We start from the raw sequence: 13,287 nt of genomic DNA, 5'->3' as shown, positions 1-13,287 counted from the left end.
GGCGCCCGCGATGGAGAACGTGCGGGGATGCGGCCGGCCGGGGAGCGCGGCGTGAGGCTCACGGTCGTGGGCTGCTCGGGCAGCGGACCCGGCCCGACGTCGGCGGCCTCCTGCTACCTCGTCGAGCACGACGGCTTCCGGCTGCTGCTCGACCTGGGCAGCGGTGCGTTCGGGGCGCTGCAGGCGCTCGCCGACCCGGACACGATCGACGCCGTCTACCTCTCGCACCTGCACGCCGACCACTGCCTCGACGTCGCACCGCTGGTGGTGTGGCACCGGTACTCCGGCCGGGCGTCGGGACACCGGCTGCCGCTGATCGCCCCCGCGGGCGCCGAGCGGCGCCTGGCGCTGGTGTACGACAGCGGCGGCGCCCCGCTGACCGACGTCTTCGACTTCGCGGTCACCCCGGTCTCGGCGATCCTCGGCCCGTTCACCGTGCAGACCGCCCGCACCGCGCACCCGGCCGAGTGCCACGCGATCCGGCTGACCGCGCACGGCAGCTCGCTGGTCTACACCGGCGACACCGGGCCGTCGCGGGCGGTCGTCGACCTGGCGCACCGCGCCGACGTGTTGCTGGCCGAGGCCGCCCACCCCGAGCGCGACGGGCTGCCGCCGGACCTGCACCTCACCGGCCGGCAGGCGGGGGAGGCAGCGGCCGCCGCCGGGGTGCGCCGGCTGCTGGTCACGCACGTGCCGCCCTGGGTGGACCCCGCCGCGCAGCTGGCCGCCGCGCGGACGGCCTTCCCCGGCGCCGAGCTCGTCCACCCGGGCGCGACGTACGACGTCTGAGCGCTTGCCGGGCCCGCGGGGAGGCGGCACGGTGGGCCGGTGGTCGACGACGAACGGGACGGCGTCCGACTGACCAGCCTCGACGCGCCGCTGGGCGACGGGCTCGAGGTGACCAAGGGCGACCTGGTCGACCACCTCGACGCCTTCGCCGACCGGCTGGTGCCGCAGCTGGCCGGCCGGCCCCTGTCGGTCAAGCGCGTGCGCCCGGGCCAGGAGCCGTTCATGCAGCGCAACGTGGCCAAGGGCGCGCCGGAGTGGGTGCGCACGGTGCCGGTGTGGTCCTACGGCGCCCACCGCGAGGTCCACCAGGTGCTCTGCGACGACCGCCGGACCCTGCTCTGGTTGGCCAACCAGCGGGCGGTGGAGTTCCACGTCCCCTTCTTCCGCGCCGGCGCGGAGACCGAGCCCACCGGCATCGTGCTCGACCTCGACCCGCCGGAGGGCGCCGACTTCGCCGTCGTCGTCCGCGCCGCGGAACTCGTGCGGCAGGCCCTCGCCGACACCGGGCTGGCCGGTGCGGTGAAGACCAGCGGGTCCAAGGGCGTGCACGTCGTCGTCCCGGTCCGCGGGGTCGGCCCCGAGGACGCCGCGGCCGCGACCCGTGCCCTGGCCGCCCGCGCGGCGGCGCTCGACCCCGGCCTGGCCACCACCGCCTACATCAAGGAGGACCGGCACGGCCGCGTCTTCCTCGACTCGACCCGGTCGGGCTCGTCGACGATCGTCGCCGCCTACAGCCCCCGCATCCGCCCGGGCCTGCCGGTGTCGGCGCCGGTGGCCTGGGAGGACCTGTCCTCGGTCCGTCCGGGCGACGTCACCGTGACGACGGCACCCGGACGGCTGGGCGACGGCGACCCGTGGACGGCGCTGCTGCCCGCGCCGCAGGAGCTGCCCGCCGACCTGCTCGCCGAGGGGCACACCATCCCGGTCGCGCGGGTGGCCGCGATGCACGAGGGCAAGCGGCGGGCGCGGGCGAAGAGGGCCACCGAAGCCTGAGCAGGGGCCCGAGCAGCCGCCCGACGGTCCGGCCGCCGTCGTCCACAGGGAGCCCGGTCGTCCACCACTGGGTGTACGCGGGCGCGTCCTGTCGGTGCCGACCCGCAGGCTGCCCGGCATGACGCACGACCCGCAGACCACCGCCTGGCTGGACCAGGAGGACGCCCACCTCGCCGCGGTCATCCGCCGCGCCCGCTTCGCCGTGCAGTACGTCGGGCCCGGGGAGCGCCCCGACGAGCCGGCGTTCGGCTACACCATCGGCCTGTTCGGCCTGGGCCACCCCGAGCTGGTGGTCGTCGGACGCGGGTCGTCGGCCACGCACACCCTGCTCGACGCGGTCGCCGGCGAGGTCGTCGCGGGCCGGTCGGTGGTGCCCGGCGAGTTGCTCGAGGTGGGCCGGGAGGAGCTCGTCGTGGAGGAGTGTCCCGACCCGGGGGAGGTGCTCCTCGGCGCCAACCGCTGGTACCGGCGCCCCGCGGAGTACTCCGTGCCGGCCTGCCTCCTCACCTGGGCCTCGCCGGCGGGGTGCTTCCCGTGGGACCCGGGCTGGGACGGCGGCCGCCACGGGCAGCCCCGACCGGGCACGTGGACGGCCTGAGTCCGCTCTGCGAGAACACCCTCGTCCTCGCGGGCCGGACCCGACAGGATGACGCGCGTCGCGGGACGCCCGCTGGCTGGAGGTGCACGTGACCGCGCACGCCGATCGACCGCCCCGGGCCGGCCGCGGCCGGGCCCGCGTGCTCCCCACGACGGAGCACCACACGGTCACCACGCTGGAGCTCTTCTTCGACCTGGTCTTCGTCTTCGCGATCACCCAGGTCACCGCCTTCATGGCCGAGGACGTCGGCTGGCGCAGCGCCGCCCGGGGCCTCGTGGTGCTCGCGCTGCTCTGGTTCGCCTGGTGCAGCTACGCCTGGCTGGGCAACCAGGCGCGGGCCGACGAGGGCGTGGTGCGGGGCGCGGTCATCGCCGCGATGGGTGCGCTGTTCCTCGTCGGGCTGGCGATCCCTGAGGCGTGGGGCGACGAGGGCGGCGGCCTCAGCGCACCGGTGGTCCTGGCCGGGGCCATCGCGGCGGTGCGGCTGCTCCACCTGGCGGTGTACGTGCTCGCAGCGGGGGAGGACGCCGGGCTGCGCGCCCAGCTGGGGCGCACCGCCGTCCCGGTCGTCGCGGCGGCGGTCCTGCTCGTGGTGGGTGCCGTCCTCGGGGGTACGGCGCAGACGGTGCTGTGGGTGCTGGCGCTGCTCGTCGACTACTCGGGGATGTACGCCTCGGGCCAGAACTGGCGGCTGCCCGCCCCCGGGCACTTCGCCGAGCGGCACGGCCTGATCGTGATCATCGCCCTGGGGGAGTCGATCATCGCGGTCGGCGTCGGGGTCACCGACCTGCCGCTGACCCTGCCCATCGCGGCCGCCGCGCTGCTGGGGCTGACGGTCAGCGTGTGCCTGTGGTGGGCCTACTTCGACGTCGTCGCTCCGGTGGCCGAGCGGGTGCTGGCGCGCAAGGAGGGCCGGGACCGGATCCGGCTGGCCCGGGACTCCTACACGTACCTGCACTTCCCGATGGTCGCCGGGATCATCTTCCTCGCCCTGGGGCTGAAGAAGGTCGCGGAGTACGTGGGGGACACCGAGCACCACGCGCTCACCGACCCGCTCGAGGGCACCGGTCTGTGGGCCCTGTACGCCGGCGTCGCGGTGTACCTGCTGGCGCACCTGGGGTTCCGGCTGCGCAACACCGGCTCGGTCAACCGGCCGCGCGCCGTCGTCGCGGTGGTGCTGCTGCTCGCACCCCTGGCCGTGCGGTACCTGCCGGCGCTGGCCCAGCTGGCGGTGCTGGCCGCCGTCCTGGTGGCGATGCTGTCCTACGAGGTGGTCCGCTACGCCGACGCGCGGGCCCGGGTGCGGGCGGAGGCGGCCGCCGGGCACGGGTGAGCCGCCTCCGGCCCGTCCTCTCAGCCGGCCTGCACCTCGCGGCGGTCCTCCGACCACACCGTGTGGAAGACGCCCTCGCGGTCCACCCGCCGGTAGGTGTGCGCGCCGAAGAGGTCGCGCAGGCCCTGCACCAGCGCGGCGGGCAGCCGCTCGGCGCGCAGGCCGTCGTAGTAGGCGAGCGCGGTGGCGAAGCCGGGCGCCGGGATCCCGGCCCGGGCGGCCTCGACCACCACCGTGCGCCAGCCCTCGAGGCAGTCGGCGACGGCGTCGCGGAAATAGCCGTGCGTCAGCAGCGTGGTCAGGTCCGGCTCGTCGGCGTAGGCCTGCCGGATCCGGTCGAGGAAGCGGGCGCGGATGATGCACCCGCCACGCCAGATGGTGGCCAGTGCCCCGGGGTCGATCTCCCAGCCGTGCTCGCGCGCCCCGGCGGCGATCTGGTCGAACCCCTGCGCGTAGGCGACCACCTTCGAGGCGTACAGCGCCTGGCGCACCGCCTCGACGAACGCGTCGCGGTCCTCCACCGGCGCGGGATCGGCGGCCGGCCCGGGCAGGACGGCCCGTGCGGCCTCCCGCTGCGCGGTGTGCCCGGACAGCCCGCGGGCGAAGACCGCCTCGGCGATGCCGCTCACGGGCACCCCGAGGTCGAGCGCCGACTGCACCGTCCACCGGCCGGTGCCCTTCTGCTCGGCCTCGTCGAGGACGACGTCGACGAACGGCTGCCCGGTGGCGGCGTCGACGTGCCGCAGCACCTGGGCGGTGATCTCGACGAGGTAGGACTCCAGGTCGCCGGCGTTCCACCCGGCGAACACCTCGCCGATCCCGGCGGGGGACAGGCCCAGCCGGGCCCGCAGCAGGTCGTAGGCCTCGGCGATCAGCTGCATGTCGGCGTACTCGATGCCGTTGTGGACCATCTTCACGAAGTGGCCGGCGCCGTCGGTGCCCACGTGGGTGCAGCACGGGGTCCCGTCGACCACGGCCGCGATCGACTCCAGCAGCGGGCCGACGATCTCGTAGGCCTCGGCCGACCCGCCGGGCATGATGCTCGGCCCGAGGAGGGCGCCCTCCTCGCCGCCGCTGATCCCGCAGCCCACGAAGTGGACGCCGCGCCCGGCCAGCGCCTGCGTCCGCCGGATGGTGTCGGTGTAGCGGGCGTTCCCGCCGTCCACGAGCACGTCGCCGGCCTCCAGCAGCGCCGCGACCTCCTCGACGACGGCGTCGGTCGACGCCCCGGCCTGCACCATGACGACGACCTTGCGCGGCCGGGACAGGGCCGCGACGAACTCCGCCACCGAGGAGGTGGGCACGAACGCGCCTTCGTCGCCGTGCGCGGCCACCAGGGCGTCGGTGCGCGCCCTCGTGCGGTTGTGCACCACCACCCGGCAGCCGTGGCGGGCGAGGTTGCGGGCGAGGTTGGCGCCCATCGTGGCCAGGCCGGTGACGCCGATGTCGCCGTCGGGGGCGGGTGCCGTCGCTGTGCTCATGTCCGCTGATGCTCGCGCAACCCCGCTCGCCGGGGGACCCGGCAGGCGTGCGCGCAGTCGCGACACGCCCGGGTGCAACACCGGTAAAAGATGTTACAACGGACTGTTGATCGCGGCGTGAGCCACCCGGCACGTTGCGAACACGCAACGGCGTGACGCAGACCACACCCCCGTGGACCCGGCGCCGGGGCGGCCCCCACTCCACCCGCGGTGGGTGCTGCGTGCCCGCGGTCCGGTCGAAAGGACATCCGTGCGAGGCAGACGTCTCCTGACGGGCGCAGTCGCGGCGACCGTCACGGCTCTGGCGACCGTGGTCGCCGGCGCCTCCCCGGCCGGCGCCGACGAGTCCTGGTGGCGCGGGCCGGCCCCCACGCAGTCCAGCATCAACGCCACCTCCGGCCCCTTCGCGACGTCGTCCACGACGGTGTCGGACTTCTCCACCCCGGGCTTCGGCGCCGCGTCGATCTACCACCCGACGACCACCACCCAGGGCACCTTCGGTGGCGTCGCCATCTCGCCCGGCTACACCGCCGGCCGGGACACCGTCGCCTGGCTCGGGCCGCGGCTGGCCTCGCAGGGCTTCGTCGTGATCGTCTTCGACACCGACTCCCGCTACGACCAGCCCTCCTCGCGCGGTGACCAGCTGCTCGCCGCGCTGGACTACCTGACCGGTTCCAGCGCGGTCCGCACCCGGGTCGACGCCTCCCGGCTCGCGGTCGTCGGCCACTCCATGGGCGGTGGCGGCACGCTCGAGGCGGCCAAGGACCGGCCCCGCCTGCGGGCGGCGGTGCCGCCGACCGGCTGGAACACCGACGAGACCTGGCCCGAGGTCCGCACGCCCACCCTGGTGATCGGGGCCGAGAACGACAGCGTCGCCCCGGTCGGCAGCCACTCGATCCCGTTCTACGACTCGCTGGGCAACGCCCCCGAGCGGGCCCACCTCGAGCTCGACAACGCGAGCCACTTCGCGCCCAACAGCTCGAACACGGTGATCGCGGCCAACACGATCGCCTGGCTCAAGCGGTTCGTCGACACCGACACCCGGTACTCGCAGTTCATCTGCTCCGGCCCGTCGGTCTCGGCCTTCGGCGACGTCTCGGACTACCGGAACACCTGCCCGGTCTGATCCCGGGGAGTTCTCCGACGGGGGCGGCCACCGTGCACGCACGGTGGCCGCCCTCCTGCGTGCGGGTGAGCGCAGCGGCGCGGTCGTGTACCCGCAGGTCGGGCGCGCCTACGCTCGCACCGTGATCGCGCCCCGGGAAGAGGTCATCCGTCGGGCGGCGCGCACCCTCCTCGACGGCGAGCGGCTGGACACCACCACGCTCGCCGGCCAGCTGGGCATCTCGCGGGTGACGCTGTTCCGCCGCGTCGGCAACCGCGACGCCATCCTCGGCGAGGCGATGTGGTGGCTGGCCGAGCGGACGCTGCAGCGGGCCGCGGAGGCGCACGACGCCCGCCCCGAGGGCGCCGAGCCGGCCGGCCGGCTGCGCAGCCTGGCGATCATGGAGGACTTCCGCAACGTGCTGGGCACCGCGACGTCGCTGCGGCGGTTCATCGACGACGAGCCGACCACCGCGCTGCGCGTGCTCACCGACCCGCGCGGACGGGTGCAGCCGCGGCTGGTCGAGGCCTACACCGACCTCTTCGAGCGCGACGTCGAGGAGCGCGGGCTGTCCTCGGAGATCCAGCTGCCGGTGCTGTCCTACGCGGTCGTCCGGCTCGGGGAGTCGTTCCTCTACTCCGACGTCATGGTGGCCCGCGACCCCGACCTCAAGGCCGCGACGACGGTGGTCGACGCGCTGGTGACCGGCGTGCTCGGGATCCGCGCCGGCTGAGCCGGATCAGCCCAGCCCGATCAGCCCAGCCCGATCAGCCCAGCCCGATCAGCCCAGCCCGAGGTCGCGGCGCAGCTTGGCGACGTGCCCGGTGGCCTTGACGTTGTAGGCGGCCTGCTCGATGCGCCCCTCGGCGTCGACGACGAAGGTCGAGCGGATGACCCCCTGCACCTCCTTGCCGTACAGCTTCTTGGTGCCGAAGGCGCCGTAGGCGGTCAGCACCTGCTTGTCCGGGTCGGAGAGCAGCGTGATGCCCAGGCCCTCCTGCTCGCGGAAGCGCTGCAGTTTCTCGGGGGTGTCGGGGGAGATGCCGAGGATGTCGAGCCCGGCCTCGGCCAGCTCGCCGGCCGCGGCGGTGAAGTCGACGGCCTGGGTGGTGCAGCCGGGGGTGAGGGCCGCGGGGTAGCAGTAGACGATCACCCGCCGGCCGCGGTGGTCGGCGAGGGAGACCGGCCGTCCCTCGGCGTCGGGCAGCGTGAAGTCCGGCGCCGGGTCACCGGGCGCCAGGCGGACGGGAGCGGGCACGGTCTCGGTCATGCCCGGCATGATGCCGTGCCGGGACGAGGGCGGGTGCGAGTGGGGCGTCAGCCGCGGAGGAAGGACAGCCGCACCTGGCGCTGGGGGTTGTCGCGGTTCGGGTCGACCAGGCAGATCCGCTGCCAGGTGCCCAGCTGCAGCCGACCCTCGAGCACCGGGACGCTCAGGTGCGGCGGGAGGAACGCCGGCAGCACGTGGTCGCGCCCGTGGCCGGGACTGCCGTGCCGGTGCCGCCACCTGTCGTCGCGGGGCAGCAGCTCGTCGAGCTGGGCCAGCAGGTCGTCGTCGCTGCCCGAGCCGGTCTCGATGACCGCCAGCCCGGCCGTGGCGTGCGGGACGAAGACGTGCAGCAGGCCGTCGCCCTCGCTGCCGACGAACTCCCCGCACTCCCCGGTCAGGTCGACCACCACCGCCACCCCGCCGGTCCGCACCGTCCGCAGCTCCGATCGCACGGCGCCCATCGTGGCATGACGATCGTGGCCTCTCGGCCGGAGGACGGCGTCCCGACGTCGATAGGCTCGGCGTCCGTGACCCGCCCCGACGGCCGCTCGGCCGACCAGCTCCGCCCGGTGACCATCACCCGCAACTGGCTCGACCACGCCGAGGGCTCGGTGCTCGTCGAGTTCGGCCGCACCCGCGTGCTGTGCGCGGCCAGCGTCACCGAGGGCGTGCCCCGCTGGCGCAAGGGCTCGGGCCTGGGCTGGGTGACCGCCGAGTACGCGATGCTGCCGCGGGCCACGCACACCCGCGGCGACCGCGAGTCGGTGCGCGGCAAGATCGGCGGCCGCACCCACGAGATCAGCCGGCTCATCGGCCGCTCGCTGCGCGCCTCGATCGACCTGGCGGCGCTGGGGGAGAACAGCATCGCGCTCGACTGCGACGTCCTGCAGGCCGACGGCGGCACCCGGACGGCGGCCATCACCGGCGCCTACGTGGCCCTCGCCGACGCCGTCTCCTGGCTGGGCGACCGGAGGAAGCTGGCGAAGAAGGACCCGCTCGCGCAGTCGGTGGCCGCGGTCAGCGTCGGCGTCATCGACGGCGAGCCGCGCCTGGACCTCGCCTACGAGGAGGACGTGCGGGCCGGCACCGACATGAACGTCGTCTGCACCGGGGCCGGCGGCTTCGTCGAGGTGCAGGGCACCGCCGAGGGGGCGGTGTTCGACCGGGCGACCCTCGACCGGCTGCTCGACCTCGCCGTCGCCGGGTGCGCCGAGCTCACCCGCGTCCAGCAGGAGGCACTCCAGCGATGACCCGCCTGCTCCTGGCCACCCGCAACGCCGGCAAGCTCGCTGAGCTCCAGCGCCTGCTGTCCGACGCCGTCCCGGGGATCGAGGTGGTCGGGCTGCGCGACGTCCCCGAGTACCCGGAGGCCCCCGAGACCGGCGCGACGTTCGCGGAGAACGCGCTGTTAAAGGCGCGCGAGGCGGTCCGCCACACCGGCCTGCCGGCGGTGGCCGACGACTCGGGCATCGCCGTCGACGCGCTCAACGGGATGCCGGGGGTGCTGTCGGCGCGCTGGTCGGGCCGGCACGGCGACGACGACGCCAACACCGCGCTGCTGCTCGCCCAGGTCGCCGACGTCCCCGACGAGCGGCGGGGCGCGGCGTTTGTCTGCGCCGCCGCTCTCGTCACCCCCGACGGCGCCGAGTCGGTGGTCGAGCGGCAGTGGCGAGGCCGGGTGGTCCGCGAACCGCGCGGCAGCAACGGGTTCGGCTACGACCCGGTGTTCGTGCCCGACGGCCTGGACCTCACCTCGGCCGAGCTCGAGCCCGCGGAGAAGGACGCCCGGAGCCACCGCGGCCAGGCCTTCACCGCGCTCGTCCCGGTGGTCGCCCGGGCGCTCGACCGGAGCTGACCGGCCGGGCACGCCCGGACACGGCCCGGGGACCGGTCCCACACCGTACTGTCTGCGCCCGCGCGGGCGGGGCGCCTGCGGGAGGGGAGCGGGGTGCGCGCGGACGTCGGGGCGTGGAGGGCCGGGCTGCGTCCCGGGCCGGTGGGCTACCGCCGCTCGGAGGTGCTGCGCGGCGGACTCGGTGCCCTGGCCGGCATCGCGCTGGCCGCGGTCACCGCTCACGCCGTCCCCGGCGGGCCGGAGGGGCTGCCGTGGATCGTGGCGCCGATGGGCGCCACCGCGGTGCTGCTGTTCGCCGCCCCGGCCAGCCCGCTGGCCCAGCCCTACCCGGTGGTCGTGGGCAACACGGTGTCCACGCTGGTCGGGGTGGCCGCCGGCAAGCTGGTCGACGACGTCACGCTCGCCGCGGCGGTCGCCGTCGGCGTGGCGGTCCCGCTGATGATGGTGCTGCGCTGTGTGCACCCACCGGGCGGCGCCTGCGCGCTGTTCACCGCGGTCGGCGGGGCGGCGGTCACCGAGCACGGCTGGGCGTTCGCGCTGTGGCCGGTCGGCGTCGACACCGTCGTCCTGCTGCTGGTCGCGGCGCTGGTGAACAACCTGACCGGGCGGCCGTACCCGCACGTGCCCGAGCCGCCCCGGTCCGGGCCCGAGGCGCCGCCCACCGAGCGGGTCGGGCTGCAGGCCGAGGACGTCCGGGCGGCGATGCAGCGGCTGGACCGCGGCCTGGACGTGCTGCCCGGCGACGTCCTGGCGCTGGTCCGCGACGCCGAGGCGCACGCCCTGGACCGCCGGCTGGGGCAGCTGCGGGTGGGGGCGCTGATGGAGCACGACGTCCGCACCGTGCAGCCGCAGGAGACCCTCTACCGGGCGCGGATGCTGATGAACCAGCACGCGGTCAAGGCGCTCCCGGTGGTCACCGACGAGCGCCGGGTCGTCGGCATCGTCACCGTGCACGACCTGTTCAACCTCGAGGTCGTGGCGCTCGACCCGGTGTCGAAGGTGATGAGCAGCCCGGTCACCACGGTCGGCGTCGACACCCCGGTCTCCGAGCTGGTCGGGCTCATGGCCGACCGCGGCCTGCGGCACCTGCCGGTCGTCGACGGCGGGGGCCGGCTGGCCGGGATCGTCACCCGCGCCGAGCTGGTCGCCGTCCTGCACCGGGCGCTGGTCGGCTCCTGAGTCAGGCGCTCGCCCGGCCCTCGTACATCGACCCGAGCAGTCGCGGGGCGCCCGGCTCGTACCAGTGCGCGAGCTGGGTGACGGCCAGGGGTGAGGCGGCGAGCAGCGCCTCGACGTCGTCGTCGAGGACGCAGCCGGACACCCTCCGGTTGACCGGGTTGCCCAGGCGCTGCAGCCGCAGCACCCCGGGGTCCGGCGCCCCTCCGTGCTCGACGAGGTGCAGGACGCCGCCGGGGCGCAGGACACGGGCCACCTCGGCCAGCGCGAGCGCGGCGTCGGGGATCCCGCACAGCACCCAGGTGCAGAGGGCGGCGTCGAAGCGGTCGTCGGGGAAGGGCAGGGCGCGGGCGTCGTCGCCGGCCACGACGACGGGGACGGGGGAGGCGGCGCGCCGCTCCTCGGACAGCCGCAGCGCCGTGGCCGACGGCTCGACCGCCCACACGCCGGTGACCTCCGCCGGCAGGTGCGGCTGGTTGTGCCCCGAGCCGTAGCCGATCTCCAGCACGTCGCCGGCCAGGCCGGCGCAGACCCGCTCGCGGATCGCGCCGGTCACCCGGGGCCCGAGGGCGGAGTCGTGCAGGCGCGGCCGCAGCCGGTCGGCGTAGAAGCCCATCGCGCCACCGTAGGGCCGGCGGCGGTGGGTCAGGCGGCTCAGGCGGCTCAGGCGGTGGGCGAGGCCCCGGTGCCGGCGTCGGCCTGGGGGCTGCTGCCGGAGCCGCTGCCGGAGCCGCTGCCGGAGCCGCTGCCCGAGCCGCTGCCGGAGCCGCTGCCGGAGCCGGTCTGCGGGGCCTGCGTCGACGGCTCGGCCGGCGCGGACTCCTCGGCGTCCTCGGCGTCGTCGCCGGTGCCGCTCTCGGTCGCGGGCGCGGACCCGTCCGGCTCGTCGGTGGGGGTGGCCGACTGCTCGGCGCCGTCCTCCGGCGTCCCCGGGGCGGGGGCCTCGGTGGAGGTGTCCGCGGGGCCGGTCGGGTCGGCGTCGGCCGGGTCGGTGTCCGTCGGCGTCACGTCGCGCGAGGACGAGGCGTTGGACAGCTCGCCGATCGTCGTGGACGACGACGAGGTGTCGGTGCCGCCGACCAGCGCCGAGACCGGCTGCTGGCCGATCAGCTCGATGCTGGTGACGATCCCCATGGCCAGCACGAAGACGGCGGCGGCGTACCCCGCCACGCGCGGCCATCGGATCCGCCGCCGGGGCGCTGCCGGGGCCCGGCGCGGGTCGAGGTGGGCGGGCAGCTCGCGGGTCGGCGCGTCACCGGACGCGGGGGCCGGCCGGGTGGCGAGCTGCTCGCGGGCCTTCCTGAGCCGGTCGCTGGTCCGGTTGAGGGACGCGCTGTAGAGCGCGGAGCCGACCGTGCTGACGACGCTGACGAGAGCTGCGCCGATCACGGTGCCGGCGACGCCGAAGAAGGAGGCGAGCACCGCCGCGGAGACGGCGGCGAGGGCTCCGGCGAACACCTGGGTGACGCTCAGCGAGACGCGCGGCTTCTCGGGGGCCGGCTCGGGGTCGGTGCCGGGACGGGTGTCGTTCTCGGTGCGGGGGGAGGTCATGAGCTCCGACGGGGTCGTGTCCGGGGACTGCGTGCGGGGAAGGGGGCCGGACCCGGGCACCCCGTCGTGCGGCCGGCCGCTCCCGACACTACGACGGCTGCGGGGGCCGTGCAGCGGCGTCTCAGGGGACCCAGCGTGCCGACCTGCGGGAACACGGTCGTGTGATCTGCGCCGGCGTGGTCGGGCCCCCGGCTGGGCACGGAGGGGTCGTGCGCGTCGACCTCACCGCTGTGCGCGGCCTCCGCTTCGACGACGGGACGCCGGTGACCGCGGCCTCCGGCCTCGCCCCGCTGGGCGACGGCTGGCTGGTGGCGCAGGACGACGCCACCGCCGCCGCCTGGCAGCGACCCGGCGGTGTGCTGCCGGTGCGGCTGCTCCCGCCCGTGGAGGGGCACGACCGCTTCTCCGAGGCGGCCGGCACCAAGTCGCTCAAGCCCGACCTCGAGACGGCCTGCCCGGTGGAGGCCGACGGGCAGGAGGCGGTCCTGCTGCTCGGGTCGGGGTCGACCGACCGGCGGATGCGGGGGGTGCTGGTCACCCTCGACGGCGACCGGCCCTCGGTGCGGGCGGCCGACCTCGGGCCGCTCTACGCCGCGGTCGCCGACCGCCTCGGCGTGCCGGCCGGGCAGCTGAACCTCGAGGGCGCCAGCCGCGCGGGCGACGTCCTCCGCTGGTACCAGCGCGGCAACCTCGCGGCCGGGGTGCCCAGCGCGGGCGTCGAGGTCCCCCTCGCGGACCTGGTCGCGGTCCTGCTCGGACGGGCCGACCCCGGCTCGGTGCGCCTCGGCGCGGTGCACGTGCTCGACCTCGGCGAGGTGGCCGGCGTCGGGCTGGCGGTCACCGACGCCGTGGCGCTTCCCGACGGCCGGGAGCTGCTGTCGGCGGCAGCGGAGGACACCCCGAACGCCGTGGACGACGGCCCCGTGGTGGCCACCGCCCTGGTCCTGGCCGACGGCGGCCGGGTGCTCGACGTCGCGCCGGTCCCGGAGGTGGAGGGTCGGGTGGTCAAGGTCGAGGGGCTGGCGCTGCGCGGGACCGACGGCGACCGGGTGGACCTGCTGGCCGTGGTGGACGCCGACGACCCGGAGCTGCCCTCGCCGCAGGTCGACCTCACCGTGACGCTGGGCTGACCGGGA

The 13,287-nt window shown here is 75.8% G+C and carries 15 protein-coding genes; 10 read left to right on the top strand and 5 right to left on the bottom strand.

The window, feature by feature from the left end:
* The first annotated feature begins 51 nt into the window (after positions 1-51).
* The 4 genes from BM414_RS15405 to BM414_RS15390 all read left to right on the top strand — a co-directional run bounded on the left by BM414_RS15405 (position 52) and on the right by BM414_RS15390 (position 3,713).
* Positions 52-789 (top strand): MBL fold metallo-hydrolase, encoded by a 738-nt coding sequence (locus BM414_RS15405; protein ID WP_093580571.1) that lies wholly within the window; start codon positions 52-54, stop codon positions 787-789.
* A 39-nt stretch (positions 790-828) separates the two neighbouring features.
* Positions 829-1,782: a DNA polymerase domain-containing protein gene (locus tag BM414_RS15400; protein ID WP_093580569.1), complete on the top strand. Its 954-nt coding sequence runs from the start codon at positions 829-831 to the stop codon at positions 1,780-1,782.
* Positions 1,783-1,900: 118 nt separating this feature from the next.
* Positions 1,901-2,380: a DUF4262 domain-containing protein gene (locus BM414_RS15395; RefSeq protein WP_093580756.1), complete on the top strand. Its 480-nt coding sequence runs from the start codon at positions 1,901-1,903 to the stop codon at positions 2,378-2,380.
* 88 nt (positions 2,381-2,468) lie between these two features.
* Positions 2,469-3,713: a low temperature requirement protein A gene (locus BM414_RS15390; protein ID WP_217644738.1), complete on the top strand. Its 1,245-nt coding sequence runs from the start codon at positions 2,469-2,471 to the stop codon at positions 3,711-3,713.
* A 20-nt stretch (positions 3,714-3,733) separates the two neighbouring features.
* Here the strand turns inward: BM414_RS15390 and gndA are convergent, their stop codons facing one another.
* Complete coding sequence (gndA, locus tag BM414_RS15385; protein WP_093580567.1) at positions 3,734-5,194, bottom strand: NADP-dependent phosphogluconate dehydrogenase; 1,461 nt, start codon at positions 5,192-5,194, stop codon at positions 3,734-3,736.
* 310 nt (positions 5,195-5,504) lie between these two features.
* Here gndA and BM414_RS15380 point away from each other — a divergent pair, with 310 nt between their 5' ends.
* Together BM414_RS15380 and BM414_RS15375 are read left to right on the top strand one after the other, a co-directional pair.
* Positions 5,505-6,320 (top strand): alpha/beta hydrolase family protein, encoded by an 816-nt coding sequence (locus tag BM414_RS15380; RefSeq protein WP_217644737.1) that lies wholly within the window; start codon positions 5,505-5,507, stop codon positions 6,318-6,320.
* 121 nt (positions 6,321-6,441) lie between these two features.
* On the top strand, positions 6,442-7,032 hold the full coding sequence (locus BM414_RS15375; RefSeq protein ID WP_139245872.1) for a QsdR family transcriptional regulator: 591 nt from the start codon (positions 6,442-6,444) through the stop codon (positions 7,030-7,032).
* A 48-nt stretch (positions 7,033-7,080) separates the two neighbouring features.
* Here BM414_RS15375 and bcp read toward each other — a convergent pair whose 3' ends face one another.
* The gene (bcp, locus tag BM414_RS15370) at positions 7,081-7,569 is read right to left on the bottom strand and encodes a thioredoxin-dependent thiol peroxidase (protein ID WP_093580563.1); all 489 of its coding nucleotides are present in this window, start codon (positions 7,567-7,569) and stop codon (positions 7,081-7,083) included.
* A 47-nt stretch (positions 7,570-7,616) separates the two neighbouring features.
* Positions 7,617-8,030: a YjbQ family protein gene (locus tag BM414_RS15365; RefSeq protein ID WP_093580561.1), complete on the bottom strand. Its 414-nt coding sequence runs from the start codon at positions 8,028-8,030 to the stop codon at positions 7,617-7,619.
* A 66-nt stretch (positions 8,031-8,096) separates the two neighbouring features.
* Between BM414_RS15365 and rph the strand changes: the two genes are divergently transcribed.
* From rph to BM414_RS15350, 3 genes are all read left to right on the top strand, one after another.
* Complete coding sequence (gene rph, locus BM414_RS15360) at positions 8,097-8,819, top strand: ribonuclease PH (protein ID WP_093580559.1); 723 nt, start codon at positions 8,097-8,099, stop codon at positions 8,817-8,819.
* Complete coding sequence (rdgB, locus tag BM414_RS15355) at positions 8,816-9,424, top strand: RdgB/HAM1 family non-canonical purine NTP pyrophosphatase (RefSeq protein ID WP_093580557.1); 609 nt, start codon at positions 8,816-8,818, stop codon at positions 9,422-9,424. Before rph ends, rdgB begins: the two co-directional genes overlap by 4 nt.
* 93 nt (positions 9,425-9,517) lie before the next feature.
* Positions 9,518-10,603, top strand: coding sequence for an HPP family protein (locus BM414_RS15350; protein ID WP_093580555.1), 1,086 nt, complete (start codon positions 9,518-9,520; stop codon positions 10,601-10,603).
* A gap of 1 nt (position 10,604) precedes the next feature.
* Here the strand turns inward: BM414_RS15350 and BM414_RS15345 are convergent, their stop codons facing one another.
* Positions 10,605-11,216 carry a class I SAM-dependent methyltransferase gene (locus BM414_RS15345; RefSeq protein WP_093580553.1) on the bottom strand — a complete coding sequence of 204 codons (612 nt, stop codon included), beginning with the start codon at positions 11,214-11,216 and terminating at the stop codon, positions 10,605-10,607.
* A gap of 47 nt (positions 11,217-11,263) precedes the next feature.
* Positions 11,264-12,151, bottom strand: coding sequence for a hypothetical protein (locus BM414_RS15340; protein WP_093580551.1), 888 nt, complete (start codon positions 12,149-12,151; stop codon positions 11,264-11,266).
* A 209-nt stretch (positions 12,152-12,360) separates the two neighbouring features.
* Between BM414_RS15340 and BM414_RS15335 the strand changes: the two genes are divergently transcribed.
* The gene (locus BM414_RS15335) at positions 12,361-13,281 is read left to right on the top strand and encodes a DUF6910 family protein (protein WP_093580751.1); all 921 of its coding nucleotides are present in this window, start codon (positions 12,361-12,363) and stop codon (positions 13,279-13,281) included.
* The last annotated feature ends 6 nt before the right edge of the window (positions 13,282-13,287 follow it).

This window comes from Geodermatophilus amargosae (genome assembly GCF_900116515.1).
GTDB classification, from domain to species: Bacteria; Actinomycetota; Actinomycetes; order Mycobacteriales; family Geodermatophilaceae; genus Geodermatophilus; species Geodermatophilus amargosae.
This window is presented reverse-complemented; position numbering and strand designations above follow the sequence as displayed.